The organism is Serratia sp. BNK-23, from assembly GCF_047456145.1.
Lineage (GTDB): Bacteria > Pseudomonadota > Gammaproteobacteria > Enterobacterales > Enterobacteriaceae > Serratia > Serratia nematodiphila.
The window spans coordinates 3,518,359-3,542,828 of the sequence record NZ_CP179900.1 but is presented as its reverse complement, the minus strand read 5'-3'; the positions used below and the strand labels follow the sequence as shown (position 1 = coordinate 3,542,828).

Below are 24,470 nucleotides of genomic sequence, written 5' to 3'. Positions count from 1 at the left end.
ATTAACACTGTTTAGCGCCAATCGCGCCGGAGCGCAAGCTGAGGCCGAACACCAGCGTGGCGGAGAGGATCAGCGCGCCGCCGAACAGCATGGCGCTGCTGACGCCCTGCCAGTCCACCACCTCGCCGCCCAGCAATGCGCCGGAGGCCAGCGCGATCTGGACGACGCACACCAGCAGCGCCTGGCCGGCCTCCGGCGCCTGCGGCACCGCGGCGAACATCCAGTTGGTGGCGCACACCGGCACGGCGCCAAAGGCCAGCCCCCAGACCATCACCATCAGCGTGGCGCCGCCGAGGCCGCTGAGCAGCGGTGAGACGATCAGGATGCCTGCCAACATGGCGGCGATCAGGATAAAGGTGGCGCGCAGGCTGTATTCCCCCAGGCGTTCGCCGAGGAACGTGCCCAGCAGGCCGACGGCACCATAGGCCAACAGCTGCAGCGAGATGGCCGACGGGCTGAGCACGAACACCTGCTGCAGCAGGGGGCGCAGATAGGTATAGGCGGCGAAGTGGCCGATGAACAGCAGCACGATGGCGATCAGGCCGATGCGCGCCATCGGCAGGCGCAGCGGCAGCACCAGATCGCGCGGCGTGACCGGCCGGGACGGCGGCACCGACGTCAGTAAGCGCAGCTGCGCCAACAGTACGCCGACCGCCAGCGCCGCGCCGCCGAAGAAGGCGGCGCGCCAGCCGAACAGATCGCCGACCAGTGCGCCAATCGGCACGCCGCACACCGCGCCGACCGAAACGCCGCTGAGGATCAGCGCGGTGGCTCGCCCCTGGCTGGCTTCCGGCACCAGATGGCGGCCATAGTTGGCGGCGAACGACCAGAAGCCGCCGACGCAGACGCCCAGCAGCACGCGGCCGAGCAACATCATCGGAAAGTTGACGGCCAGCGCCGCCACCAGATTGGATACCACCAGCAGCAACGATAGCCCCAGCATCAATAAACGCCGATCCAGGCGGCCGGACATCAGGCTCAATGCGGGGGCGGCCACCGCCGCCACGATGCCGGGCATGGTGACCATCAGCCCGGCGCTGCCGGTACTGACGCCGAGCGAGGGGGCGATGTTGGTCAGCAGACCGATCGGCAGAAACTCGGTGGTGACCATGACAAAACAGGCAACCGTCAGCGAGAAGATCGCCGGCCACGGGGATGATGCAGGGTTATCTTTATTATTCAGCATAATGCCGCTCGTCTCAGGTGAATGCGCAGGCCGCGCGCGGGGCGCAGCGTGACCGAAATCACAATTTACGGCAGGCGAGAGCGGCGGATAAATCCATCTTCGGTGGTTACACTGTTTCTGAGGGGGAACAATCGCGGCAGTGAGTTAAAGCGCGGCTTGCGCCGCGCCGAGGGGAAAGGAATAAAACGGCATAAGGTTATGACCGAATGCCGCGAGGCGCTTACAGCCCCGGCGCTTTCCACAGCGAGGTGGTCAGGCCGTTGTCCACCAGCGTCAACTGATCGGCGTAGACCCGCCGCCAGGTTTCTTTCTGTTCCTGATACAGCGCGTGGTGGGTCATGTCCGGCTGATGCTCGCGCTCCCAGCGCACCAGGCGCTCGCCGGTTTCGGCCAGCGATGCGTACAGCCCGGCGCCGACGCCGGCGGCGATCGCGCAGCCCAGCGCGGTGGCCTCTTTCACCACCGGCACCCGCACCGTCAGCCCGGTGACGTCGCTGAGGATCTGGCTCCACAGCTTGCCCTTGGCCCCGCCGCCGGCGAACACCAGCGAACGGGCCTGCACGCCGGAGAAGGCGGCGATTTGTTCCAGATTGCAGGCGGAGACGATGGCGGCATTCTCCTCCAGCGCGCGAAACAGCGTCTGTTTGTTGCAGCGCTCCGGGTCGATCGACATGTTGATGAACGACGGCGCTGCGTGATACCAGGTTTTGAAATGCATGGCGTCGGAGAAAATCGGCATCACGCCGTAGGCGCCCGGCGGCACTCTGGCCGCCATCTCTTCCAGCAGGCTGTAGGCGTCGACCCCCAGCCGCTCCGCCAGCAGTTTTTCTTCCGCACAGAAGGCGTCGCGGAACCAGCGCATGGTCAGGCCGGTAAAGAAGCTGATGGATTCTGCCTGCGCCATGCCGGGAATGACGTGGGGGTTGATGCGGATGTTCATCTCCGGATCGATGGCCGGCTCCGGCAGGTTGACGATTTGCTGCCAGAAGGTGCCGCCGAGCACCGCCGTCTGCCCGGCGCGCACGATGCCGAGCCCCAGGCTGCCGAGCTGCACGTCGCCGCCGCCCATCACCACCGGGGTGCCGCGCAGCAGCCCGCTCTCCTGCGCCGCCTGTTCGGTGACGCGCCCCAGCACGCTGCCGGTCTCTTTCACCGGCGACAGAATATCGGCGCGCAGGCCGGCCATGTCGAGCAACGCCGGCCGCCAGTCGCGGCTGGTCAGATCCAGCATGCCGGTAGTGCCGGCGTTGGAAGGATCGACCGCCAGTTCGCCGCTCAGCATGTTGGCCAGCCAGTCGCTGATCATGGTCAGCGTCGCCGCCTGGCGGTAGATGTCCGGCCGATGGTGCGCCAGCCACAGCAGACGCGGCATGGCGCTCAGCGCCAGCGTCTGGCCGGAGTGCTGGTACACCTCGCGTTCGAAGCCGTGGTTGTGCAGCTCTTTCAGCTCGCTGACTTCGTGGCTGGCGCGTGCGTCGACGTTGGCGCAGGCCCAGATCGGCACGCCGTTGCGGTCGTACAGCACGATGCCTTCACGCATCGAGCAGCAGGCCACCGCGCGGATCGCCTGAGCGCTCAATCCTGCACGTTGCATCGCCTGGCGGATGCACTGGCAGGCCAACTGCCAGTTGCGGCTGAGGTCAAACTCCATCGAGCCGGGCACGCCCGGCACCGCGAGGTGTTGCCACTCCGCCTGGCCGTGCGCGATCTGGTTACCCGCCAGATCGAAGATCACCGCGCGAATGCTGCCCGTTCCTGCGTCCAGCGCCATCAAGTAGTTATCCATAGCCTATGCTCTCAGGGGGAGGAATGTTAACTATAGATGCCGCCGCCTTACCCCGCCGGGGGAGGAGTGGGCGTCGCCGACGCGATTTGTGAGCCAGGCGGCAAAATTGCCGTTGCGGCAGGGCAATCGACGGGAATAAACCTATGGTTGGAAAGCGCCATGTTACGGCGCGCCGTTTAAACAAGGAGTTGCCATGCACGTCACATTGGTTGAGATCAACGTTAAACAAGACAAAATCGACGAATTTATCGATGTTTTCCGCGCCAATCACCTGGGCGCGATCGAAGAGCCGGGCAACCTGCGCTTCGATGTGCTGCAGGATGAACAGATCCCGACGCGGTTTTACATCTACGAAGCCTATCGCGACGAGCAGGCGGTGGCGGCGCACAAGCAGACCCCGCATTACCTGCAGTGCGTGGAGAAGCTGGAAGCGCTGATGACCGGCCCGCGCAAGAAGACCACCTTTATCGGCCTGATGCCTGAATAATCGCCGGCGTTTGCCGGTGTCCATGCGCCCGGTTTGGTTGTAACCTGCAAGGCAAAGCGAATTTTCAATGGGATAAGCGGGGCGAGGATGACATTGCGCGATCGGCTGTTGGCGCTGTTGGTGGTGGTGATCTGGGGCGTGAATTTCGTCGTGATCAAGTTCGGTTTACAGGGTATGCCGCCGTTTCTGCTGGCCGGGATGCGTTTTTTACTGGTGGCGTTGCCGGCGATCTTCTTTATCCCGCGCCCGACTATTCCGTGGAAATGGCTGCTGCTGTACGGCATGACCATGAGCTTCGCGCAGTTCGCGTTTCTGTTCGTCGCCATCAAGGTGGGCATGCCGGCGGGGCTGGCCTCGCTGGTGTTGCAGGCGCAGGTGTTCTTCACCCTGCTGTTGGGCGTTGTGCTGATGGGCGAAAAGCTGCGGATCAACCATTTCGTCGGCATCGCTATCGCCAGCGGCGGCATGCTGGTGCTGGCGCAGGCCAGCCTGCATAAGCCGGGCAGCGGCGCGGTCCCTCTGGCGGGCCTGCTGTTGACGCTGGCGGCGGCGTTTTCCTGGGCGCTGGGCAACCTGACCAACAAGAAGATCCTGGCCGGTTTCCCGCAGCGTAATATCTTATCGCTGGTGGTGTGGAGCGCGCCGATCCCGGTCGTGCCGTTCCTGGCCTGCAGCTGGCTGTTCGACGGCCCTGAGGTGGTGCTGAGCAGCCTGAGCCATGTGCAGGTTGGCACCTGGCTGGCGGTGGCCTATCTGGCGTTCGCCGCCACGCTGTTCGGTTATTCGGTGTGGGGCAGCCTGCTGGGGCGCTATGAAACCTGGCGCGTTGCGCCGCTGACGCTGCTGGTGCCGCTGGTCGGGCTGTTCGCCGCCTGGCTGTTGCTGGACGAAGCGTTGTCGCCGGCGCAGTTCGGCGGCGCATTGCTGGTGCTGGCCGGCATGGCGGTCAACACCTTCGGGCTGCCGCGCCGCCGGGCCGTCGCCGTGCGCTAAACCGAATAGGGTAATTCTGTTCAATACGCTGTCGGCGGCGGTCGGCATTCTGGCGCCTGTGAATATTTTCTCAGGTGTCCATCATGAATATCTACCTTTCCATGGCCGCGTTTGCGCTGGCGGCCTCCATCACTCCCGGCCCGGTCAACATCGTCGCATTGAGCGCCGGGGCGCAATTCGGCTTTGGCGCAACCCAGCGCCATGTGTTCGGCGCCACGCTGGGGTTTACCCTGTTGCTGGTGCTGCTGGGATTGGGCATGCACCAACTGCTGATCCTGTGGCCGGGGCTGACCCGCTTGATCCAGTGGGCCGGCGTGGCCTTTCTGCTGTTTATGGCCTATCGGTTGGCGTTTGACGACGGCAGACTGGGCAACGGCGCGGCGCAGGCGCCTTCCTGTTGGTACGGCGCGCTGATGCAATGGTTGAATCCCAAGGCATGGCTGGCGTCGGTGGCCAGCCTCGGCGCCTTTGTCGGCGACGGTGACATTCGGCTGCTGTGGCAGTTCGCCGGGCTCTACTTCGTGATTTGCTATGCCTCGGTAGCCTGCTGGGCCTATGTCGGCGCGATGCTGCGCGGCCTGCTGAGGCAGGCGCGCAACGTACAGCGCTTTAATCGCGCGATGGCGGCGTTGCTGGCGGCCAGCGCTTGCTATCTGTTGGCGGAGGGTTTTTGATACTGGCCGGGCGTGGCGGCCAACAGCTGTTTGAAGGTGCGCTGAAAGTGCGCCTGATCGGCAAAGCCGCTTTCGCTGGCGGCCGCAGCGATCGGCAGGCCGCTTTTCAATAGCCGATGGCCGTGCTGTACGCGGCGGTTGACCAGATAGGCGTGCGGCGTCATGCCGTAACGCTGGCGGAAGGCGCGGATCAGGTAAGAAGGGGACAGCGCGGCGGCGCGGCAAATGTCGTCCAGCGTCAGCGGCCGGGTGCAGTGCGCGTCGATAAACGCCGCCGCCGCTTCCAGCCGGGTATGCGGCGGCGTCTCCGGCTGGCGGACATCGCCCAGCCCGAGCTGCAGGGCGCTGAAATACTCCACCATGGCGATCTGTTTTTCCAGCGCGCTGCATAGCGGATCCGTCAGCAGCGCATAAAGCCGGTTCAGCCCGTGGAACAGCGCCGGATCGCTGCTGAGCGGCTGGCTGAACGGAACAAAACGGTCGCCCTCGCCGCCGAGCAGCTCCTGCTGCAGCGCGCCGAGCCAGGCGAGATCGAGATAGAACATGACGTACGACCAACGGCGATCGGCGATGGGGTTGCAGGCGTGCGCCTGCTGCGGGTTGATGACAACCAGATCGCCGGCGCTGACCTGCATGCGCCGTTCGCCGTTGACATAGGTGCTGACGCCGCCGGTGATGGCGCCGATGGAAAAGAATTCGTGGCTGTGCAGGCTGTAGCACACCTGGCGGCCATCCGCGATGGCGCGGGCTTCGACGAACGGCAACTGCGGATCGCGCCAGAACTGCGGCGTTTTTTCACTCATACGCTTTCCTTTTCACTGCGGCGGCATCACAGTGTTATAGCCTGAAAGCGACGAGTGGGGGAATGGCGGATGATGATTTTTAACGTGTTCGGCCGTCTGCTGGGCGTGAAGCGCATCGGGGACGAATGGCGGCTGTTCCGCGTGACGCTGCCGGAGCGCAAATATGCTCCCAGCTACGATATCGTGCTGCCGGCGGATCTGCGCGAAGAGGAGATCGCCGGCTATCTGGGGGATATTTATCACGAGGCCGCGACGCCGCAGCGGCCGGAGGTGTTTCGCGTCGAATAGCGCGGCCGTTACTCTTCCGTATTGCGCGCCATGAGGCGGCGTTGGTGTTCCTCGCTGGCGGCCTGGATTTCTTCCAGCACCGAGCCGACGTCGGCGCGCTTCTGGATTTCGTTGAACTGGCCGCTGAGGGCGCTGTCCGGCGTCAGGTTGCCTTCCTGATACAGCGCCCAAATCTCTTTGGCGTATTGGCTGTCGCGCAGTTCCGGCGCGAACTGGCCGTAATATTCGGCCAGATTGCCGATATCGCGCTCGAACATGCTTTTGGCGTGGTTGTTGGCGGCGGCGTCCACCACCTGCGGCAGATCGATGATCACCGGTCCGTCTTTATCCATCAGCACGTTGAATTCCGACAGGTCGCCGTGCACCAGCCCGGCGCACAGCATGCGCACCGCGTAGTTCATCATCAGGGCGTGATCGGCGCGCGCCTGTTCCGGCGTCAGGATGACATCGCTCAGGCGCGGCGCCACCAGGCCTTCTTCGTCGGTGATCAGCTCCATCAGCAGCACGCCGTCCAGGCAGATATCCGGCTGCGGCACCCGCACCCCGGCCTTGGCCAGCAGATACAGCGCGTCCACTTCGGTGTTTTGCCAGGCTTCTTCCTGCTGCTGGCGGCCGAATTTGGAGCCTTTGCTCATAGCGCGCGCGTCGCGGCTGTTGCGCACCTTGCGCCCTTCCTGATAGTGGACGGCCTGCTTGAAGTTGCGCTTCTCGGCCTCTTTGTACACTTTGGCGCAGCGGATCTCATCGCCGCAGCGCACGATAAACACGTCGGCTTCTTTGCCGCTTTTCAACCGGCGGATGACGTCGTCGATTAACCCGTCATCCACCAGCGGCTGGAGTCGTTTTGGAATTTTCATGCAGCCTTGTACCTTATTTAGGCTCCGGTGTGAATGGCTTGCGCAGTTGATAGCGTAAGTTAGACCCGAAAGGCAAACATTAGTTTTGCCGCCGCGTCATCATTACGCGGCGGCGGGCGATCAGAGGCTGGCGGCCGGCACCCAGACGCTGACGCTGCCGGCGTTAACCGGGAAATGGGCGCTGCCCTGGTCGTCGGCGGTGATTTCCTCCGGGCGGTTGCCGAGGAAATCGCGCCAGGCGGTGTGCGCGAGATCGGCGCCGAGCGTAACCGTCTTGCCGCTCTCGCCGCCGTTGGTCAGCACCACCACGCAGCCGGGAGCCTCGGCAGTGCCGGCGCGGCTGAAGGCCACGCAGTGGCTGTCGTCGAAGTAGTCGGTTTGCGGGCCGTTGGCGAAGCGCTGGCGCGCGGCGATCAGCTTCTCCAGCTCCGGGATCGCCGGCATGTCGATCTGGTATTCACCGCCGTCGCGCCCCTTGTCGCGGTAGCTGGCGCCATACAGGTCGGGGTAAAACACGCAGGGCACGCCCTGTTCGCGCAGCAGGATCAGCGCGTAGGCCAGCGGTTTGAACCAGGGTTCCACCGGCGCTTCCAGCGATTGCAGCGGCTGGGTATCGTGGTTGGCGACCAGCGTCACCGCGTGGGCCGGATCGGCGGCGGTCAGGGTATCGGTGAAGATCTGCGCCATGTCGAAGCCGTCGCCTTGCTTCGACGCCTGATGAAACTTCAGGTGCAGCGCCACGTCGAACAGCATCACCTTGCCGTCCACCAACTCGATGTATTGTTGCAGCGCGCTGAGATCGTGCGACCAGTATTCGGCAACGATAAACAGGTCGCGTTGCGCGCTGCCGCGCACGTGATCCGCCCACTCTTTGAAGAACCAGGCGGGAATGTGTTTGGCAGCGTCGAGGCGGAAGCCGTCGCACGGCAAGGTTTCCAACAGCCAGCGCGCCCAGTATTTGAGCTCCTCCGTCACGGCGGTATTGCGGAACTCCACGTCGGCGCCCATCAGATAGTCGTAGTTGCCTTTCTCGTCGTCGACCTGATCGTTCCAGCCGTCGTCGCCATAATCGTTGGCGATTTTGAACACTCCTTTGTCGTCCGGCTGCTCAACATAGTCGACGCCGCTGAAGCATTTGTAATCCCAGATAAATTCGGAATGCACGCCCTGGCGGCCGGGGAAGGTGAAGCGGGTGTAGGCCAGCGCGTCGAAGCCCTGATCGTCAATGTCGTTGCGGTTGTTGGCGTCCACCTTGAACACGTGCACCCGTTCTTTCTCGTCCGCGCCGAGCTTGTGGTTGAACACCACATCGTAAAGCACGCCCACGCCGTGTTCACGCAGCGTATTGGCGGCATGTTCCAGCGCCGCCTTGTCGCCGTATTTGGTCGCCACGCTGCCTTTCTGGTCAAACTCGCCCAGATCGAACAGATCGTAAGTATCGTAGCCGACGGAGTAGCCGCCGGAAGCGCCCTTGCAGGCGGGCGGCAGCCACAGATCGGTGATGCCCAGTTTGGCCAGGTGCGGGGCGCGCTCGGCGGCCTCCTGCCACAGTTTGCCGCCGTCGGGGTAGTACCAGTGGAAGAATTGCAGCAGGGTGGTTTTTTTCGTCATGAGCCAGCGTCCCGGTTAGCCAGAAGGAGAGAAGCAGTTAAAGCATGGGCTACTTTTGGCAAAAGGGACAATGGTGCAGGGAAGCGCGCGAAGGCAGGCGTAAATATGTAACCGACGTTGACGAGGTAGCGCTTGAGTTGTTGCTATCAAGTTTTTACGTTTTAAATTTTATCTTTTAAATTTCAAATGGATATTTATTTTATTTTTTGTTTTACCCACTTTTGCCGTTTTTATGCTCACTTTTATTGGATTTTTATTTCAACTTTAAATCTTAGTATGATTTTTAATTTTATTAATTTGTTTTAAATTGGATTTAAATGCTGTTATATGAAATATTTTGACATATTCAGGTGCCGGGTTGGTTATTCATTCGCAATTGTTTATGCGTTATCGTTATGTTCAAAATTAGATAACACTATCAACCAATAACCCATCCAACGTAGCCTGAAGGTGGGAGAACAGGGGAGCATAACGCCGTGAACATCAGGGATTTCAGAGCATTGGCGCGCAATTTGGTCAGAGAATTCGGCATGTTGAACAAGCAGAGCAACGGCTCGCGCTTTTCGCCGCTGCAGATCCATCTGATGATCGAAGTCAGCGAGCAGCCGCTGGGCGTCACCGAGCTGGCGGCCCGGCTTTGCATCGACAAGGCCAGCGCCAGCCGGGCGCTGCGCAGCCTGGTGGCCGCCGGCGTGATAGAAACGGTGGATCATCCTGATGACAAGCGGCACAACCTGCATCGGCTGAGTAAACAGGGCGGCAAGACGCTGGCCGGCATCGAGAGCGACGCCGACGGTTTTATGCAGGCGGCGCTGGCGCAGTTGGACGACGATGAGCTGGCGAGCACCACTGCGGCGATGAAAAAGATGACCGCGGCGCTGCGCAGCGCGCGCAAACAGCGCGACGCCAATCTGCGGGTGCGGCCGATCGCCGAGCGCGACGATGCGGCGATGGCGGCGATCATTCGCGACGTGTTTCGCGAGTACGGCATGGACAAAATGGAAGGGGTCAGTCTGCACGATCCGGATCTCGATCGGCTGACCGGTCTGTATCGCGACAACGGCGGCCACTACTGGGTGCTGGAGCGGGACGGACAGGTGGTGGGGGGCGTCGGCATGGCGCCGCTGGCCGGCGAAGAGCCCGGCTATTGCGAGCTGCAAAAACTGTTTTTCAAACCCGGCGCGCGCGGGCTGGGCATGGCGCGCCATATGGTGGTGCAGGCGCTGAAGGCGGCGCGGGCGGCGGGGTATCGCTACTGCTACCTGGAAACCACCGAACAGTTGAAAGAGGCAATCGGGTTGTACTATGCGCTGGGGTTCACGCTGTTGACGGAACGGCGCGGCAATACCGGCCACCACGGCTGCAACGTATGCATGCTGAAAAATCTCCAGAGCGACGATATGTGAGCGGTTTCAAGGTTAGCGCCCGCGCCTTGTGTCACCCTGTTAACCGTTTGATAACAATCACAACGTTTTATCAGGGAGGAAACTATGCTGGGGGATCCGATGGCGCTGCCCGCGCTGGTCACGCTGGTGGTCATCGCGCTATGGGCCAGCGCCCGCTTGCCGGAGTATGTGGTCGCGCTGCTGTTCTTTGCGGCGGTGATGGTCTTGCAGCTGGCGCCCGCCGCGGTGACCTTTTCCGGTTTCGCGTCTTCCGCATTCTGGCTGGTGCTCAGCGGTTTTGTGCTGGGCTCCGCCATCCGCAGCACCGGTTTGGCGGATCGCCTGGCCAACCGACTCTTGCCGCATCTGGCCGGTTCCTGGCCCCGGCTGGTGGGCGGCGTGGTGGCGATAAGCTACGCGCTGGCGTTTGTCATGCCATCCAATATGGGGCGGATTACGCTGCTGATGCCGATCGTTATGGCGTTGGCCAATCGCGCCGGTCTGGCGGAAGGCTCGCGCGGCCGCATCGGTTTGGCGCTGGCGGTGGGGTTCGGCACCTTCCAGCTCTCCGCCAGCATCCTGCCGGCCAACGTGCCCAATCTGGTGATGAGCGGCGCGGCGGAAAGCGCCTATGGCAGCCACTTCGCTTATCTTTCTTACCTGCTGTTGCACGCCCCGGTGCTCGGGATCGCCAAAGGCGCGCTGCTGACGCTGTGCATCTGCGGCCTGTTCCGTGCGCGGCCGCAGCCGGTGGCGGCCGAGGCGGCGCAAACCCCGCTCAGCGCCGCCGAATGGCGGCTGATCGCGCTGTTGGGCGCCACGGTGCTGTTGTGGATGACCGACAGCTGGCACGGCATCGCTCCCGCCTGGGTGGGGTTGGCGGCAGCGTGTTTCTGCCTGTTGCCGCGTATCGGGTTTCTCAACGGCGAGCAGTTCGCCGCCGGGGTTAACGTGCGCACCTGTATCTACGTGGCGGGGATCCTGGGGCTGACCGCATTGGTCAGCCACTCGGGGCTCGGCGATCGGTTGGGCGGTGCGCTGCTGGCGATGATGCCGGATCTGCATGGCAAACCGTTCGCTGCGTTCGGTTCGCTGGTGGGGATCACCTCGTTGCTGAATTTCGTGGTGACCGCCAACGGCGTGCCGGCGCTGTTTACTCCGCTGGCGCAGGCGTTGTCCGCAGGCAGCGGCTTGCCGCTGCTGACGGTGCTGATGACCCAGGTAATCGGTTACGCCACGCCGCTGCTGCCGTATCAGGCTTCGCCGATCGTGGTGGCGATGGGGATGGGCAAAGTGCCGGCGCGCGAGGGGCTGAAGCTGTGCCTGCTGTTGGCCGCGCTCAGCTTTGCGCTGCTGGTGCCGTTGGATTATCTGTGGTTCAGACTGCTGGGGTGGATCCCGTAAACAGCCCTGCGCCGCCGGCAAAACAATCTTCGTCCAGCGTCAGAGTGGCGATTTTATGCACCGGTCCGCGCATGCTGACCTGAAAATCGCCGCTGAAGGCGATCTGCAGCTCGCCGCCCGGCATCCGCACGCTAACCCGATCGCCGACTCGTCCCAACTTGCGCATCACGCTGGCGGCGGCGCAGCTGCTGCTGCCGGAGGCGAGGGTAAAACCGGCGCCGCGCTCCCAGATGCCGATGCGCAGCGTCTGGCGATCGACCACTTCCACCAGTTGTACATTGGTGCGTTTCGGGAACAGCGGATGGCGTTCAATCTGCGGTCCGAGCCGATGCACCTGCGCCAGATCCAGTTTTTCCACCGGCACCACGCAGTGCGGGTTGCCCATCGACACCAGCGAAACGCTTAACGTCTCCTCCCTCAGGGGCAGCGGATAGTTCAGCGCCTCCGGCAGATCGATCAACGCCGGCAGCGCCGCCGGGCTGAAATTGGCGCGCCCCATTTCCACCGTTATCTGATGCGCGTCTTGCGCCACCTGGCAGCGCACGTCGCCGCCGGCGGTGTGCACCAAAAACGGTTGATGGCCCACGCGGCCGCTGTCAAACAGATAGCGCGCGTAGATACGCAGGCCGTTGCCGCTCTTCTCCGCTTCGGAACCGTCCGGGTTGATGATGCGCAAGGTGGGATTGACGGCGTCGCCGCTGTCGATCAGCAGGCCGTCGGAACCGATGCCGTAATGCGGGTGGCACAGCAGGCGGATCTGTTCATGGCTCAGCCGATCGGCGACCGAACGGTGGCATACCAGGTAGTCGTTGCCCAGACCGTGATATTTGTGGAACAGCAGGGGAGTCATGGCGTTGCTCGGCTCAGCGGAAAAAGGTCGCTACAGCTTACAACAGAACGTTGGCGTTAAAGCAAGCAAAAGGCGGCCTGAGCCGCCCTTTTGCACGATTGCCGATCCGGCCATTAATTGTAGATGATCGCGGTGCCGTGCAGTTTATTGTCACCGGTGGTGGCGATGATCTGGAAGGATTTTGCGCCCGCCGCATCGGCTTTGGCCGCCAGTTTGTTTTCCAGGCTGCTCAGGTCGGACGCGCCGCTGACGGTGACGACGCCGGCTTTTTGCAGGTCGGCGGGTTGTGCGTTAACCAGTTCGGCGGCGAAGCTGCCGAAGGAGACGGAAGCCAGTGCGATGGCGGCGATGGTCATTTTCAGGTTTTTCATGGTCTTATTTCCTATCTTTGTTCTTTACGATGTTTGTTTTGTAAGGTCGTTAAATTAATTAACGATCGATAATTTAATGTTAGATGCCGGTTTGACGGATTGCAAGTATTTTTTTAATGCTCGTTAATTAATTTTTTTTGACGCCCTGGCGTCGGGAGCACAACTTATCGCGATCTGTTGGTTTAATTCATTGTTATTGATAGATTTCTGCGGTCCCGTGCAGCTGGTTGTTACCGCCGGCGCCGATGATACGGAAGGATTTTGCACCGGCCTGATCGGCTTTGGCGGCCAGGCTGCTTTCCAGCGAGGTCAGATCGGATGCGCCGCTGACGGTAATGACGCCCACTTTCTGCTGGTCAGCCGGTTGGTTCTGGACCAAATCAGCGGCGAAGCTGCCGAAGGAAATGCTGGCCAGAGTGAGGGCTGCTAAGGTTAATTTTAAGTTTTTCATAATGTTAATTCCTTTCCGATAACGGTGAATAGAGGGGTTTAATCCGCTTCGCTAAATTATCTTAACGATCGATAACTAAATGCTAATCGGTTCTCGACGAGGGCGCAATATTTTTTTATAATGATCGTTAAGTTATTTGTGCTAACCCTGCTGTGGAGCGGGACAGGAGAGAATGATGAGCATCAATGAAGAGGTCTGCGGCAAAAAGAGCCGTGGCAGGCCGAAACAATTTGATCGCGACCGGGCGCTGGAAAGCGCGCTCGATCTGTTCTGGCGGCACGGCTATGAAGCCACCTCGCTGGCCGATCTGGTGGAAGTGACCGGCGCCAAAGCGCCAACGCTGTATGCGGAATTCGGCAACAAGGAAGGGATGTTCCGCGCGGCGGTGGAACGCTATCTGCAAAAATACACCACCTGCACCAACCAACTGTTGGAACAGGCGTTGCCGGTAGCCGAGATCGTCGAGGCCTACGTGCGTTCTTCCGTCGAAGTGTTTACCGATCCCGATACGCCGTCAGGTTGTTTTATGGTGTGCGCCTCCGCCGCGCTGTCGTCCGCGTCCGACGACGTCGCCCAGATGCTGCGCAAAAAACATCATGCCCAGGAAGCGGCGCTGAAAGCCTGTTTCGATCGCAAGGTGCAGCAGGGGGAACTGCTGGCGAAGACCGACACCGCGCTGCTGGCGAAATACGTCATTTGCACCATTGAAGGCATGTCGGTGCAGGCGCGCGAAGGGGCAAGCCGCAGCGATCTGCTGCGGTTGCTGGAGGCGTTGATGCTGGTGTGGCCGCGGCTCAGCCAGATTGGCAATAAGGTGTGACAACCGGCCCGGCTTTTACCGGGCCGTTTAACCCATTACTGATTGACCGGGATCACCGCGCCCTGGTACTTCTCGCGAATAAAGTCCTGAATCGGTTTTGAGTGCAGCACTTTGACCAGCGCCACGATCTCCGGCTTGTTCACGTCGGCTTTGTGCACGGTGATGATGTTGGCGTACGGGTTGTTTTCGCCGCTTTCGACCGCGATCGGATCCTTGGTCGGATTCAGCCCGGCGTCGATGGCGTAGTTGGCGTTGATCACCACCGCGTCGCCTTCGTTGTTGTTATACATCTGTGGCAGCAGCGCGCCCTCAACGTTGGCCTGGAACTTCAGGTGTTTCGGGTTTTCCACCACGTCGGTGATGCGCGCGTCCACTTTGCTCACCCCCGGCTTCAGCTTGATCACGCCTTCCCGTTCAAAAATAGACAGGATGCGGCCTTCTTCCGCCACCGCGTCGCGCATGATGATTTTGCCGTTTTCCGGCAGATCTTTCAGGCTCTTGTACTTCTTCGAGTAGATACCGATAGGCTCAATATGGATCGCGCCGGCGCTGACGAAGTCGTAGCTCTTGTCGTCGGCGTGGTCTTTCAGCACCGAGTTCAGGTAAGGCACGTGCTGGAAATAGTTGGCGTCAATGTCATGGCTGGCCAGCGCAGTGTTCGGCAGGATGTAGTCCTGGAAGCGCTTGATTTGCAGATCGATGCCTTCCTTCGCCAGTATCGGTTTAGCCTGTTCGAGGATCTCGGCGTGCGGCACGTTGGAGGCGCCGACCACCAGCTTGGTCGCCGCGGCGGCGCCAAAAGAAGCCAGAGTGGCGACGGAGGCGAAAGCCAACATCAGTAGGTGCTTTTTCATCATCGTTTTCCTTGGTTAATTAACGTTTATCGAGCGTTCTTGTCAGGGTGTCGCCAATGAACTGAATGACGAAAACGATCAGCAGGATCGTCAGCGTCGCCACCAGCGTCACGTCACTGTGGTTGCGTTGGAAGCCTTCCAGATAGGCCAGGTTGCCCAGTCCGCCGGCGCCGATCACCCCGGCCATCGCGGTGTAGCTCACCAGCGCGATCAGGGTGACGGTGATGCCGGAAACCAGCGCCGGCGAGCTTTCCGGCAGCAATACGCGGAAAATCAGGGTGCGGTTTTTGGCGCCCATCGAGCGCGCCGCTTCGATCACTCCTTTGTCGACCTCGCGCAGCGCGATCTCCACCAGCCGGGCATAGAACGGCGCCGCGCCGACGATCAGCGCCGGCAGGGCCGCATCTGCGCCGAGAATGGTGCCGATAAGCGACTTGGTGAACGGGATCAGCAGCACGATCAGAATGATGAACGGAATGGAGCGGAAGACGTTGACCAACACGGAGATCAGCGAGTAGACCGCCCGGTTCTGCAACAGCTGGCCCTTCGAGGTTAAAAACAGCAGCACGCCGAGCACGATGCCCAGCACCAGCGTGGCCAAACCGGCGATGCCGGTCATGTACAGCGTTTCCCAGGTGGCGTCCCACAGTTGGTCCAGACGCAGGTGGGGGAACAGGGATTCAATCATGTTGGATAACCTCGACGGCGATGTTTCTTTCGTTCAGCAACTTGAGCATGTCGGCGACTTGTTGTTCGTTGCCTTCGGCGTGGATGTACAGTTCGCCGAACGAACCGTTGAGGGTGTGGCTGATCTTGCCGTGCAGAATGTTGATGGTCAGGGCGTAGCGCCGAATCACTTCAGAGATCACCGCCTGATGGGTTTGCACGCCGACGAAGGTCAACTTGAAAATCGCCCCCGGCAGGTGGGCGGTGAGCTGCGGGTTGAAGCTCTCTTCGGTGTCCGCATACTGCGACACCTGTTTGACGAACTGCCGGGTGATCGGCTGCTGCGGCCGGGTGAACACGTCGAGCACCGGGCCTTCTTCGACGATGCGGCCGTTTTCCATCACCGCCACGCGGTGGCAGATTTTGCGCACCACGTGCATCTCGTGGGTGATCAGCACGATGGTCAATTTCAGCTGACGGTTGATGTCCAACAGCAGGTCGAGAATGGCGTCGGTGGTCTGCGGATCGAGCGCCGAGGTGGCCTCGTCGCACAGCAGCACGCTCGGGTTATTGGCCAGCGCGCGGGCGATGCCGACGCGCTGCTTTTGGCCGCCGCTGAGCTGCGACGGGTAGGCGTTTTCGCGCCCCTGCAGGCCGACCAGCGCGATCAGTGCCGCCACGCGCGGCGCAATCCGCGCCTTGGGCACGCCGGCGATCTGCATGGAAAACGCGATGTTCTGGCTGACGGTGCGCGACCACAGCAGATTGAAGTGCTGAAACACCATGCTGATTTTCAGCCGCGCCTGGCGCAGATGGCTGCCTTTGGCGCGGGCGATATCGAAACCGCCGACGTCGATGCGGCCGCTGGTGGGCGTTTCCAGGCCGTTGAGCAGGCGGATGAGGGTGCTTTTGCCGGCGCCGCTGTAGCCGATGATGCCGTAAATTTGCCCGGCCTCTACCGCCAGGCTGACGTTGTCTACCGCTACGACGCGGCCCTGTGTGCTGTCAAAAGTTTTGCAAACGTTCGAAAGAACGATCATAGCGAAGCGGATCCTTATCGATACATCACAGCATTCCGTCCAGAGCGCGGTGCGCCGGACAGAGATCGTTCGGCTTTTCGGCTGACGGAACCTCTGTTGCGGGTGAATACCGGGCAATCCTACCGAGGGTTGATAGTGACAGGAAGAATGTAAAATCTATTACTTATTCTGATTTGATATATAAGGCGGCGGGGGAGGCGGGGGAAGAAAACCGGCCGCAGGGCGGCCGGCGAGATTGATGACAAACCTTATACCCTTGCCGGGTTGGCAGAGAGCACCGAATAAAAAACAAGGAAAATCAATTTATTGATTTTCGGCTGATCACCACAAAGAGGGGAAAAATCACGCTTTTTCCCCTCTTTGTCAATAGACTGACCGGCCGCAGGGCGGCCGGCGGAGGGCTAGCGTTTGTCCAGCTTCATGTGCAGCAGCGGAAACGGGTTGCCCTGGCCGTCGAGCGGCGAGCGGCCGGTGATGACAAACCCGTAGTGGCGGTAGAAGCCGCTGGCCTGCGGATTTTGCTCGTTCACGTCCAGCTGCAGCTCATCGTGCAGCGTTTCCGCGTGGGTCAACAGCGCTTTGCCCACGCCTTGGCCGCGCTGATCGGCGTCGATAAACAGCATCTCCACCTTGTTGCCGTTCAGGCCGATAAAGCCGCAGGGATGCCCCGGTCGGTCTTCGGCCACCCAAACGTTGACCGCCGGCAGGTAGTCGTTCAGCACCAGCGGGAACAGCTGCGCGATGTTGTCTTCGGTTAAAAAATGGTGGGTGGCGCGCACCGAACGCAGCCAGATATCTGCCAATTGCGCGTTGTCTTCCGCCGCGCGTGCTCTGATGGTAATCATCGAACTCTCTGCTATCTAAGTTGAAGGAAAAGAAACTAGATAGAGGTTTTGTGGGGTTAGTGCCGAATTAACGTGGGTTAACGCCCTGCAAAGCGCCTCTGCAGTGGATCGAATAGGCCCGCCTTCTCGCAAGCGGTATAACAACTGTAATTCAGCAAGTTAATGCTTTCAACCGCCGCAGGGCGCAATGAGGCGTTCGTCGCGTGATACACTGGCCGCTGAACCAGCAAGAGGGCGGCAGGATGGAAGCGGTACGCGCAGCGATAGAAAAACAGGTGCTCAGCCTGACCGGGCTGGCGCTCGGCGGCGTCGATTTTGAGAATCCGCCCGGCGATCCGGGGCTGTTCGGCCCGCAGTCTGTCATCTGGCAGGTACATCGCGATTTCACGCCGATGCTGTGCGGCGGCGTCAGCGCCTTGCTGCTGCAAATGCTGCACCCGCTGGCGCTGGCCGGCGTATGGGATCACTCCAATTTTCGCGACGATATGATCGGCCGCCTGCGCCGCACCAGCCAGTTCGTTTCGGTCACCACCTTCGGCCCGACCGCCGAGGCGGAGCGGCTGATCGCCAAAGTCAAAGCCATCCATCTGCGGGTAACCGGCGTCGGCGGCGACGGCACGCCTTATGCCGCCAGCGATCCGGCGCTGCTGACCTGGGTGCACGTGGCGGAGAGCAGCCGCTTTCTGGCCAGCCACCTGCGCTACCGTAACCCCCATCTTTCCCGCGATTTGCAGGATCAATACTATCGTGAAGCGGCGCGCGTGGCCGCCGCGCTGGGGGCGACGGCAATTCCTCAGTCCTGCGCGGAGGTCGAAGAATACCTGCAGGCGATGCGGCCGCAGCTGGTGTGCGATGAACGCACGCAAGAGGTGGCGCGCATTCTGCTGAAGGCGCCGGCGCCGAGCGCATTGGCGCGCCCCCTCGGCGGGGTGGTGATGCAGGCGGGCATCGATCTGTTACCCGATTGGGCGCAGCGGCAGTTTGGTTTTCATCCGGGCGCGCTGCGGCGGCGGCTGGTGCGAACGGGCGCCGCCGGTTTGGGCAAGGTGCTGGGCGCGTCGATGCGCAACGGTTCCTATCAGCGTGCGGTGCGGCGCATCACTCAGCCGTCATGAGCCGCAGCCGCTATAATTAGCCTTTGTATATCTTCGTTTACGGCCGTTTTTGAGACTTTTACGGGTGATCCGGCCAGTAATGCGTTTTACACTTGGGGCAAAGCCACATTCCATTTTTGGCGCGCAGCCGATTCTGCCGCGCCCTGACCCTATTGAGGTGATATGAACGAGTCATACGTACTTGCTGAAGTCAGCAATGAGAACCAGACGCTGGTCGCGGTGGTTCAGCAAGATCACCGGGCAGCCTATTTTTATATCTATCCCGCCGAAGCCTACAGCGATCGCTATCAGGTGCGCGCCTGTTGGCTGCGCAATCTGGCCGCCGCGCCGCTGCAGGAAGATCGCGCCGCGCTGGAACAAGGGCAGCCGCCGATGCTGGCGGCGGAGTATTGCCGCAACCTGGAAGGGGAAGCGCCGCTGAACCCGGAAGGGCTGATGGTGGTGTGGAGCGAAAGCGACGACGGCGCGGCTCTGTGGTATTACGGCCAACTGTTGGCGGTGATCCCCGGCTGGAGCCTGTATATCGACCATTCGGTGTGCTATTCGGCCAGCTGCATCAAGGAGAGCCCACTGGCCTATCCGCTCGGTTCGGCCTCGACCAACACCCAATATGCGCTGGCGGAAAGCACCCGCCAGTTTTGGCGCAGCTGGCAGCGTGAAGAGGGCAATCCGTGGCCGAAGATGCAGCGCGATTTTCAGGCGCGCTATGAGCCGCATTTCGGCCCTTCGGTAAAATACTACGCCATCGATCAGGGCAAGTGGCCGCCGATGGCCATCACCCAGCACGAACGCGACGGCATCTATTACTTCCTCACCATGGGGGTCAGCATCCGGCCGATGCCGTGGGTGGAGATCCTGTTCAACGACGAGGCTTCGCGCTATCGCCGCATGGAGATGGCGATCGCCATCGACAGTCAATACATGACCGAAGACAACGCGGTGCAGATGGCCAGCGCGCTGGCCGGTTTCGCTCATGCGCCGTGGGCGCGGCTGACCTGGATCGGCGAAGGACATACGCTGGAGTCCGACGTGGCGCCGCTGGGCTATGAGGGCTATATTCTATCGTCGTCCTTCTACCCGCATCACGCGCACCTGGCTCTGCCGCAGCAGTATGGCGATCCGGTTAACCTGTTCTGGGCCAGCCCGGTGTTTACCGCCGAGCGCCAATTGGCGCACGCCACGCCGAATGGCGGGCACGATCTGGTGCACAGGCTGCGCGAGCAGGGCGTCGACCATATTTTCCGCCCGCGCCAGCCGGTGTGCTGACGCGCTTATCTTTTCTTCAGGAGCCGCCATGACCACCGCGCTGTTGATTATCGATGTGCAGGAAGGGTTGTTTACGCCGCCGCCGGCGGATGCCGCGGGCACCGTTGCGCGCATCAATCAGCTGAGCGAGCGCGCCCGCCGGGCCGGTGCGCCGGTTGTCGTCATTCAGCACCATACGCCGGACGATGAGTTGCCGCACGGCAGCGCCGCCTGGCAAGTGCTCGCGGCGCTGACGGTGGCGCCGGGCGACCATCGGGTGGAGAAAACCACGCCGGACTCGTTCCTGCGCACCTCGCTCGGCGCGTTACTGATCGCCAACGGCGTATCGCAGCTGGTGGTGTGCGGCTACTCCACGCCGTTTTGCATCGATACCACGGTGCGCAGCGCGGCGGCGCGCGGTTATCCGGTGACGCTGGCGGCGGATGCGCATACCTGCCACGACAAATCCTATGCCGACGGCCTGCTGATCCGCACCCACCATAACGAGACGCTGTCGAACATCGACAGCTTCGGCGTGCCGATCCGCGCGGTGCCCGCGGCGGACATCGTGTTCTGATAACGGAAAAACGGGGGCCGAGGCCCCCGTTCGTTATTTCAGGCCCGCCCGCCGCGCCGCCACCTTGGCCAGCGCCGCCCAGTCCAGATCCGCATCCCCCTGCGCCATCGCGTCGAGGAAGTTGTCTTTCAGCACCCCGGCGAAAGGCATCGGCGTATGGCTGTCGGCGCCGGCGGCCAGCGCCAGCCCGACGTCCTTCAGCCCCAGCGCCAGCCGGAATCCGGCGGGTGAATACTTCTCGGCGGCGATCAGCGCGCCATAGCCCTGATAGGCCGGGGCGGCGAAGACGGTGCTGCTCAGCATCTGCAGGTAGTCGGCGCCGGACACGCCGTAGTTGCGTACCAGCGCGCTGCCTTCCCCCATCGCTTCAATGGCGCTGGCCAAGGTAAAGTTGGTGGCGATTTTGACCACGTTAGCCTGCGCCGGATCGGCACCGAAGTGCCAGGTTTTCTGGCCAAGGGCATCGAACAGCGGCTGCGCTTGCTTCAGCCGCTCGCTATCGCCGGCCGCCAGAATATTCAGCTTGCCGGCGGCCGCCACGTCGACCCGCCCCAGCACCGGCGCGGCGAGATAGCCGATGCCGTGTTCCGCATGCAGCGTCGTCAGGCGTTTGGCGAGTTCGACCGAGATGGTCGCCATATTGATATGCAGCGCGCCCGGTTTCATCTGTTGCAGCAATCCGCTGTCCACCACCACCTGTTGCGTGGCGGCATCGTCGGCCAGCATGGTGATCAGCACGTCGACATCGGCCAACTGTTCCGGCCGTTCGGCCTGCCGCGCGCCGGCGCTCACCAGCGGCTGCGCCGCCTGCGGCGAGCGGTTCCATACCGTTAAGGCGAAGCCCGCCTGCAACAGGTTGGCCGCCATGGCGCTGCCCATCCCACCCAGTCCGGCAAATCCGATCTTCATCATGCGCTCCTTTTTCAGGTTGAAGGTTTTACCCTAGCGCGCCGAGCCAGGAACGCAAATGCCGGAATGTAACGTCGTCTTACGCATCGGCGGCGGGTTATTGACGCGCTGCCGCAGCGGGTATACCTTGATGCCATGAATATATCGATGCACTCCACCCACAATCAGTCATGGTGGCGCCTCTTCTGAGGCGGCACGAGTATTCACATCTCTTTTTAATGCCGCCGGTTTGGCGGCATTATTTTTTGTGGCGTTGATCCGGCGGTCTACAGACCTTCAGGAGCACTGTCATGAGCTACACCATTCTTACCGGCGATCGCGCCACCGGCCCACTGCATTTAGGGAACTTCGTCGGCTCGCTGCGCCAGCGCGTGGAACTGCAGCACCAGCATAACCAAACGGTGATGGTGGCGGATTTGCAGGGCCTGACCGACAACGGCAACAATCCGCAAAAAATCAGCGCCAACGTGCTCAACGTAGTGGCTGACTATCTGGCGGTCGGCATCGATCCGCACAAGACCACCATTTGCCTGCAGTCGGCGCTGCCGGCGTTGGCCGAGCTGACGATGTACTACCTCAATCTGGTCAGCGTGGCGCGGCTGGAACGCAACCCGACGGTGAAAAGTGAAATCGCCGAGAAGGATTTCGCCCGCAGCCTGCCGGCCGGCTTTTTGATCTATCCGGTCAGCCAGGCGGCGGACATCACCGCCTTTGGCGCCACCCACGTGCCGGTCGGCGAGGATCAGTTGCCGATGCTGGAGCAAACCAACGAGATCGTGCGGCGCTTCAACCACATCGTCGGCCAACCGGTGCTGACGGAGTGCCAGCCGCTGTTGAGCAACGTCGGGCGTCTGCCGGGGCTGGACGGGCAGGGCAAGATGTCGAAATCGCGCGGCAACGCCATCCCGCTTGGCGCCGGCGCCGACGAGGTGCACAAGGCGGTGATGAGCATGTTCACCGATCCCGGTCATCTCAACGTCAGCGATCCCGGCCGGGTGGAGGGCAACATGGTGTTCACCTATCTGGACGCCTTCTGCGACGACGCCGCGCTGGTGGCGGAGCTGAAGGCGCACTACCGGCGCGGCGGGTTGGGGGACGTGAAAATCAAACGGCTGCTGGAGGATTGCCTGCAGAGCCTGCTCGAACCGATCCGCACCCGCCGCGCCGAATTCATCGCCGATAAAGGCGAGCTGACGCGCATCCTGCAGCACGGCACCCGCCGCGCGCATCAGGTCAGCCAGCAGACGCTGCAGCAGGTCAAGGCGGCGCTGGGGCTGGACTTCTTTAGCCTGGAATGATGCGCACGCCGGGGCGGCACGCGTCACGCCCCGGCCATAAAACCATCATCCCACTGTCATAAACTTATCCGTTAATAGGTGCCCATAATGATTAGCCACTGAAACCAGAGAAATCATATGGCTCAGGCACTGTTAAAATTGGCGCAGCACGAGTTCCCAGGGCAGCACGCCGCCGCATCCCGCAAAGTGTTATCGGTAAAGGGGCTCGGCAAGGCCTACAAAGCGCAGCAGCGCGTGCTGGATGACATCAATTTCGATCTGCACGCCGGCGAGTTCGTGGCGGTGATCGGCCGTTCCGGCGCAGGCAAGTCCACGCTGCTGCATACCCTCAACGGCACCATTCCTTCCAGCTGCGGCGAGATGCTGCACTTCGAAGACGATGGCGTGGCGCAGGATATCGCCCAGCTTGCCGGCCGCCAGATGCGCCAGTGGCGCGCGCGCTGCGGCATGATCTTCCAGGACTTCTGCCTGGTGCCGCGGCTGGACGTGATGACCAACGTGCTGCTGGGGCGCCTGAGCCACACCTCCACCCTGAAATCCTTCTTCAAACTGTTCGATGACGCCGACCGCGCTCGCGCCATCGAGCTGTTGCAGTGGCTCAACATGCTGCCGCATGCGCTGCAGCGCGCTGAGCACCTCTCCGGCGGCCAGATGCAGCGCGTCGCCATCTGCCGTGCGCTGATGCAAAACCCGCAAATCCTGCTGGCCGATGAGCCGGTGGCGTCGCTCGATCCGAAAAACACCCGCCGCATCATGGATGCGCTGCAGAAAATCAGCGAAGACGGCATCGCGGTGATGGTGAACCTGCACTCGGTCGAACTGGTGAAAGAGTATTGCTCGCGGGTGATCGGCATCGCCCACGGGAAGATCGTGTTTGACGTGCATCCTTCGCAACTGAACGAACGGATCCTGCACCAGCTGTATGGCGAAGAAGCCAATCAGATCCATTGAAGCACTTTTGACCTTTACCCTTTACACACAAGGCACACCTAATGAAAAAAGTATTGAGTCTGACCACCCTGATGGCCGGCGCGATGATGGTCTTTAATGCTGCCGCAGCGGATGCGCCGAAAGAGCTGAACCTGGGCATTCTCGGCGGCCAGAACGCCACCCAGCAGATCGGCGATAACCAGTGCGTGAAGCAGTTCCTGGACAAAGAGCTGAACGTCGATACCAAGCTGCGCAACTCGTCCGACTATTCCGGCGTGATCCAGGGCCTGCTGGGCGGCAAGATTGACCTGGTGCTCAGCATGTCGCCGTCGTCGTTCGCCTCGGTCTACATCAAGGATCCGAAAGCGGTGGACATCGTCGGCATCGCGGTCGACGACGTCGACCAGTCGCGCGGCTACCATTCGGTGGTGGTGGTGAAGGCCGGCAGCCCATACCAGAAACTGGAAGACCTGAAGGGCAAGGCCATCGGCTTCGCCGATCCGGACTCCACCTCCGGCTTCCTGATCCCGAACCAGGCGTTTAAAAAGCTGTTCGGCGGCACGGTCGACAACAAATACAACAACACCTTCTCCAGCGTCACCTTCTCCGGCGGCCACGAGCAGGACATCCTCGGCGTGCTGAACGGCCAGTTTGAAGGCGCGGTGACCTGGGCGTCGATGATCGGCGACTACAACACCGGCTACACCAGCGGCGCGTTCACCCGCATGATCCGCATGGATCACCCGGACCTGATGAAACAGATCCGCATCATCTGGCGGTCGCCGCTGATCCCGAACGGCCCGATCCTGGTGAGCAACTCGCTGCCGGCCGACTTTAAGGCCAAAGTGGTCACCGCCATCAAGAAGCTGGATAAAGACGATCACGCGTGCTTTATCAAAGCGATGGGCGGCAAACAGCACATCGGCGACACCACCCTGGCGGAATACCAGACCATCATCGATATGAAGCGCGAGCTGACCAAAGGCGACCGTTGATTCCCGGCTGCCTCGGCCGCCCGAATGAAG

General features: G+C 61.6%; 26 protein-coding genes. 13 read left to right on the top strand and 13 right to left on the bottom strand.

Annotated features, from left to right (window positions below; translation table 11 throughout):
* Position 1 precedes the first annotated feature (1 nt).
* Together ACMGF9_RS16845 and lsrK are read right to left on the bottom strand one after the other, a co-directional pair.
* The gene (locus ACMGF9_RS16845) at positions 2-1,186 is read right to left on the bottom strand and encodes an MFS transporter (RefSeq protein ID WP_118892326.1); all 1,185 of its coding nucleotides are present in this window, start codon (positions 1,184-1,186) and stop codon (positions 2-4) included.
* A gap of 220 nt (positions 1,187-1,406) precedes the next feature.
* Positions 1,407-2,972 (bottom strand): autoinducer-2 kinase, encoded by a 1,566-nt coding sequence (lsrK, locus tag ACMGF9_RS16840; RefSeq protein WP_033645833.1) that lies wholly within the window; start codon positions 2,970-2,972, stop codon positions 1,407-1,409.
* Between the two features lie 193 nt (positions 2,973-3,165).
* Here lsrK and lsrG point away from each other — a divergent pair, with 193 nt between their 5' ends.
* The 3 genes from lsrG to ACMGF9_RS16825 all read left to right on the top strand — a co-directional run bounded on the left by lsrG (position 3,166) and on the right by ACMGF9_RS16825 (position 5,126).
* A complete protein-coding gene (gene lsrG / locus ACMGF9_RS16835) occupies positions 3,166-3,459 on the top strand; it encodes a (4S)-4-hydroxy-5-phosphonooxypentane-2,3-dione isomerase (protein WP_004939559.1) in 294 nt (97 codons plus the stop codon).
* Positions 3,460-3,546: 87 nt separating this feature from the next.
* Positions 3,547-4,452 (top strand): EamA family transporter, encoded by a 906-nt coding sequence (locus tag ACMGF9_RS16830; protein WP_021503964.1) that lies wholly within the window; start codon positions 3,547-3,549, stop codon positions 4,450-4,452.
* 83 nt (positions 4,453-4,535) lie between these two features.
* A complete protein-coding gene (locus ACMGF9_RS16825) occupies positions 4,536-5,126 on the top strand; it encodes a LysE family translocator (protein WP_015377077.1) in 591 nt (196 codons plus the stop codon).
* Here ACMGF9_RS16825 and ACMGF9_RS16820 read toward each other — a convergent pair.
* Complete coding sequence (locus ACMGF9_RS16820) at positions 5,102-5,929, bottom strand: AraC family transcriptional regulator (protein WP_261440709.1); 828 nt, start codon at positions 5,927-5,929, stop codon at positions 5,102-5,104. The genes ACMGF9_RS16825 and ACMGF9_RS16820 overlap by 25 nt on opposite strands.
* A gap of 69 nt (positions 5,930-5,998) precedes the next feature.
* On the opposite strand from ACMGF9_RS16820, the gene ACMGF9_RS16815 reads away from it, so the two are divergent.
* Positions 5,999-6,217, top strand: a complete 219-nt coding sequence (locus tag ACMGF9_RS16815) for a hypothetical protein (RefSeq protein ID WP_015377079.1) — start codon at positions 5,999-6,001, stop codon at positions 6,215-6,217.
* Between the two features lie 8 nt (positions 6,218-6,225).
* Here the strand turns inward: ACMGF9_RS16815 and ACMGF9_RS16810 are convergent, their stop codons facing one another.
* The gene (locus ACMGF9_RS16810) at positions 6,226-7,074 is read right to left on the bottom strand and encodes a PA4780 family RIO1-like protein kinase (protein WP_118892323.1); all 849 of its coding nucleotides are present in this window, start codon (positions 7,072-7,074) and stop codon (positions 6,226-6,228) included.
* A 120-nt stretch (positions 7,075-7,194) separates the two neighbouring features.
* The gene (gene amyA / locus ACMGF9_RS16805; RefSeq protein WP_118892322.1) at positions 7,195-8,685 is read right to left on the bottom strand and encodes an alpha-amylase; all 1,491 of its coding nucleotides are present in this window, start codon (positions 8,683-8,685) and stop codon (positions 7,195-7,197) included.
* A gap of 500 nt (positions 8,686-9,185) precedes the next feature.
* Here amyA and ACMGF9_RS16800 point away from each other — a divergent pair, with 500 nt between their 5' ends.
* Together ACMGF9_RS16800 and ACMGF9_RS16795 are read left to right on the top strand one after the other, a co-directional pair.
* Positions 9,186-10,091 (top strand): helix-turn-helix domain-containing GNAT family N-acetyltransferase, encoded by a 906-nt coding sequence (locus tag ACMGF9_RS16800; protein WP_041922195.1) that lies wholly within the window; start codon positions 9,186-9,188, stop codon positions 10,089-10,091.
* Positions 10,092-10,175: 84 nt separating this feature from the next.
* On the top strand, positions 10,176-11,474 hold the full coding sequence (locus tag ACMGF9_RS16795) for an SLC13 family permease (RefSeq protein ID WP_015377083.1): 1,299 nt from the start codon (positions 10,176-10,178) through the stop codon (positions 11,472-11,474).
* On the opposite strand, the gene dapF is transcribed toward ACMGF9_RS16795, so the two are convergent.
* From dapF to bhsA (ACMGF9_RS16780), 3 genes are all read right to left on the bottom strand, one after another.
* Positions 11,449-12,324, bottom strand: coding sequence for a diaminopimelate epimerase (gene dapF / locus ACMGF9_RS16790; protein WP_015377084.1), 876 nt, complete (start codon positions 12,322-12,324; stop codon positions 11,449-11,451). The genes ACMGF9_RS16795 and dapF overlap by 26 nt on opposite strands.
* A 113-nt stretch (positions 12,325-12,437) precedes the next feature.
* The gene (bhsA, locus tag ACMGF9_RS16785; protein WP_004939517.1) at positions 12,438-12,695 is read right to left on the bottom strand and encodes a multiple stress resistance protein BhsA; all 258 of its coding nucleotides are present in this window, start codon (positions 12,693-12,695) and stop codon (positions 12,438-12,440) included.
* A 193-nt stretch (positions 12,696-12,888) separates the two neighbouring features.
* A complete protein-coding gene (bhsA, locus tag ACMGF9_RS16780) occupies positions 12,889-13,146 on the bottom strand; it encodes a multiple stress resistance protein BhsA (protein WP_015377085.1) in 258 nt (85 codons plus the stop codon).
* A 175-nt stretch (positions 13,147-13,321) separates the two neighbouring features.
* On the opposite strand from bhsA (ACMGF9_RS16780), the gene ACMGF9_RS16775 reads away from it, so the two are divergent.
* The gene (locus ACMGF9_RS16775; RefSeq protein ID WP_004939509.1) at positions 13,322-13,966 is read left to right on the top strand and encodes a TetR/AcrR family transcriptional regulator; all 645 of its coding nucleotides are present in this window, start codon (positions 13,322-13,324) and stop codon (positions 13,964-13,966) included.
* A 35-nt stretch (positions 13,967-14,001) separates the two neighbouring features.
* Here the strand turns inward: ACMGF9_RS16775 and ACMGF9_RS16770 are convergent, their stop codons facing one another.
* From ACMGF9_RS16770 to ACMGF9_RS16755, 4 genes are all read right to left on the bottom strand, one after another.
* Complete coding sequence (locus tag ACMGF9_RS16770; RefSeq protein ID WP_004939506.1) at positions 14,002-14,820, bottom strand: MetQ/NlpA family ABC transporter substrate-binding protein; 819 nt, start codon at positions 14,818-14,820, stop codon at positions 14,002-14,004.
* A 19-nt stretch (positions 14,821-14,839) separates the two neighbouring features.
* Complete coding sequence (locus ACMGF9_RS16765; protein WP_004939505.1) at positions 14,840-15,508, bottom strand: methionine ABC transporter permease; 669 nt, start codon at positions 15,506-15,508, stop codon at positions 14,840-14,842.
* Positions 15,501-16,526 (bottom strand): methionine ABC transporter ATP-binding protein, encoded by a 1,026-nt coding sequence (locus ACMGF9_RS16760; RefSeq protein ID WP_414160329.1) that lies wholly within the window; start codon positions 16,524-16,526, stop codon positions 15,501-15,503. The genes ACMGF9_RS16765 and ACMGF9_RS16760 overlap by 8 nt, the downstream gene beginning before the upstream one ends.
* Positions 16,527-16,927: 401 nt before the next feature.
* Positions 16,928-17,371, bottom strand: coding sequence for an acetyltransferase (locus ACMGF9_RS16755; protein WP_004939500.1), 444 nt, complete (start codon positions 17,369-17,371; stop codon positions 16,928-16,930).
* Between the two features lie 242 nt (positions 17,372-17,613).
* Between ACMGF9_RS16755 and ACMGF9_RS16750 the strand changes: the two genes are divergently transcribed.
* The 3 genes from ACMGF9_RS16750 (at position 17,614) to ACMGF9_RS16740 (ending at position 20,308) form a co-directional block, all read left to right on the top strand.
* Complete coding sequence (locus ACMGF9_RS16750) at positions 17,614-18,486, top strand: oxygenase MpaB family protein (RefSeq protein WP_015377089.1); 873 nt, start codon at positions 17,614-17,616, stop codon at positions 18,484-18,486.
* 162 nt (positions 18,487-18,648) lie between these two features.
* Positions 18,649-19,752 (top strand): suppressor of fused domain protein, encoded by a 1,104-nt coding sequence (locus ACMGF9_RS16745; protein ID WP_082996965.1) that lies wholly within the window; start codon positions 18,649-18,651, stop codon positions 19,750-19,752.
* A gap of 28 nt (positions 19,753-19,780) precedes the next feature.
* Positions 19,781-20,308, top strand: coding sequence for a cysteine hydrolase family protein (locus ACMGF9_RS16740; RefSeq protein WP_015377091.1), 528 nt, complete (start codon positions 19,781-19,783; stop codon positions 20,306-20,308).
* Positions 20,309-20,341: 33 nt separating this feature from the next.
* Here ACMGF9_RS16740 and ACMGF9_RS16735 read toward each other — a convergent pair whose 3' ends face one another.
* On the bottom strand, positions 20,342-21,217 hold the full coding sequence (locus ACMGF9_RS16735) for an NAD(P)-dependent oxidoreductase (RefSeq protein WP_015377092.1): 876 nt from the start codon (positions 21,215-21,217) through the stop codon (positions 20,342-20,344).
* Positions 21,218-21,507: 290 nt separating this feature from the next.
* On the opposite strand from ACMGF9_RS16735, the gene trpS reads away from it, so the two are divergent.
* The 3 genes from trpS to phnD all read left to right on the top strand — a co-directional run bounded on the left by trpS (position 21,508) and on the right by phnD (position 24,440).
* Positions 21,508-22,515, top strand: coding sequence for a tryptophan--tRNA ligase (gene trpS, locus ACMGF9_RS16730; RefSeq protein ID WP_414160328.1), 1,008 nt, complete (start codon positions 21,508-21,510; stop codon positions 22,513-22,515).
* 117 nt (positions 22,516-22,632) lie between these two features.
* On the top strand, positions 22,633-23,466 hold the full coding sequence (gene phnC / locus ACMGF9_RS16725) for a phosphonate ABC transporter ATP-binding protein (protein WP_414160327.1): 834 nt from the start codon (positions 22,633-22,635) through the stop codon (positions 23,464-23,466).
* Positions 23,467-23,507: 41 nt separating this feature from the next.
* Entirely contained in the window at positions 23,508-24,440 is a 933-nt protein-coding gene (gene phnD, locus ACMGF9_RS16720) for a phosphonate ABC transporter substrate-binding protein (RefSeq protein WP_118892319.1), read from the top strand.
* Positions 24,441-24,470 lie beyond the last annotated feature (30 nt).

Excerpts from the sequence above, each read along its gene's own strand:
- ACMGF9_RS16810 (WP_118892323.1), bottom strand. The coding sequence starts at position 7,074 with ATGAAAATTCCAAAACGACTCCAGCCGCTGGTGGATGACGGGTTAATC.
- ACMGF9_RS16820 (WP_261440709.1), bottom strand. The coding sequence starts at position 5,929 with ATGAGTGAAAAAACGCCGCAGTTCTGGCGCGATCCGCAGTTGCCGTTC.
- ACMGF9_RS16750 (WP_015377089.1), top strand. The coding sequence starts at position 17,614 with ATGGAAGCGGTACGCGCAGCGATAGAAAAACAGGTGCTCAGCCTGACC.
- lsrK (WP_033645833.1), bottom strand. The coding sequence starts at position 2,972 with ATGGATAACTACTTGATGGCGCTGGACGCAGGAACGGGCAGCATTCGC.
- ACMGF9_RS16775 (WP_004939509.1), top strand. The coding sequence starts at position 13,322 with ATGAGCATCAATGAAGAGGTCTGCGGCAAAAAGAGCCGTGGCAGGCCG.
- ACMGF9_RS16765 (WP_004939505.1), bottom strand. The coding sequence starts at position 15,508 with ATGATTGAATCCCTGTTCCCCCACCTGCGTCTGGACCAACTGTGGGAC.
- bhsA (WP_004939517.1), bottom strand. The coding sequence starts at position 12,695 with ATGAAAAACCTGAAAATGACCATCGCCGCCATCGCACTGGCTTCCGTC.
- ACMGF9_RS16830 (WP_021503964.1), top strand. The coding sequence starts at position 3,547 with ATGACATTGCGCGATCGGCTGTTGGCGCTGTTGGTGGTGGTGATCTGG.
- lsrG (WP_004939559.1), top strand. The coding sequence starts at position 3,166 with ATGCACGTCACATTGGTTGAGATCAACGTTAAACAAGACAAAATCGAC.
- phnD (WP_118892319.1), top strand. The coding sequence starts at position 23,508 with ATGAAAAAAGTATTGAGTCTGACCACCCTGATGGCCGGCGCGATGATG.
- ACMGF9_RS16760 (WP_414160329.1), bottom strand. The coding sequence starts at position 16,526 with ATGATCGTTCTTTCGAACGTTTGCAAAACTTTTGACAGCACACAGGGC.
- trpS (WP_414160328.1), top strand. The coding sequence starts at position 21,508 with ATGAGCTACACCATTCTTACCGGCGATCGCGCCACCGGCCCACTGCAT.
- phnC (WP_414160327.1), top strand. The coding sequence starts at position 22,633 with ATGGCTCAGGCACTGTTAAAATTGGCGCAGCACGAGTTCCCAGGGCAG.
- ACMGF9_RS16745 (WP_082996965.1), top strand. The coding sequence starts at position 18,649 with ATGAACGAGTCATACGTACTTGCTGAAGTCAGCAATGAGAACCAGACG.
- amyA (WP_118892322.1), bottom strand. The coding sequence starts at position 8,685 with ATGACGAAAAAAACCACCCTGCTGCAATTCTTCCACTGGTACTACCCC.
- ACMGF9_RS16770 (WP_004939506.1), bottom strand. The coding sequence starts at position 14,820 with ATGAAAAAGCACCTACTGATGTTGGCTTTCGCCTCCGTCGCCACTCTG.
- ACMGF9_RS16795 (WP_015377083.1), top strand. The coding sequence starts at position 10,176 with ATGCTGGGGGATCCGATGGCGCTGCCCGCGCTGGTCACGCTGGTGGTC.
- ACMGF9_RS16755 (WP_004939500.1), bottom strand. The coding sequence starts at position 17,371 with ATGATTACCATCAGAGCACGCGCGGCGGAAGACAACGCGCAATTGGCA.
- ACMGF9_RS16815 (WP_015377079.1), top strand. The coding sequence starts at position 5,999 with ATGATGATTTTTAACGTGTTCGGCCGTCTGCTGGGCGTGAAGCGCATC.
- ACMGF9_RS16825 (WP_015377077.1), top strand. The coding sequence starts at position 4,536 with ATGAATATCTACCTTTCCATGGCCGCGTTTGCGCTGGCGGCCTCCATC.
- bhsA (WP_015377085.1), bottom strand. The coding sequence starts at position 13,146 with ATGAAAAACTTAAAATTAACCTTAGCAGCCCTCACTCTGGCCAGCATT.
- ACMGF9_RS16740 (WP_015377091.1), top strand. The coding sequence starts at position 19,781 with ATGACCACCGCGCTGTTGATTATCGATGTGCAGGAAGGGTTGTTTACG.
- dapF (WP_015377084.1), bottom strand. The coding sequence starts at position 12,324 with ATGACTCCCCTGCTGTTCCACAAATATCACGGTCTGGGCAACGACTAC.
- ACMGF9_RS16845 (WP_118892326.1), bottom strand. The coding sequence starts at position 1,186 with ATGCTGAATAATAAAGATAACCCTGCATCATCCCCGTGGCCGGCGATC.
- ACMGF9_RS16735 (WP_015377092.1), bottom strand. The coding sequence starts at position 21,217 with ATGAAGATCGGATTTGCCGGACTGGGTGGGATGGGCAGCGCCATGGCG.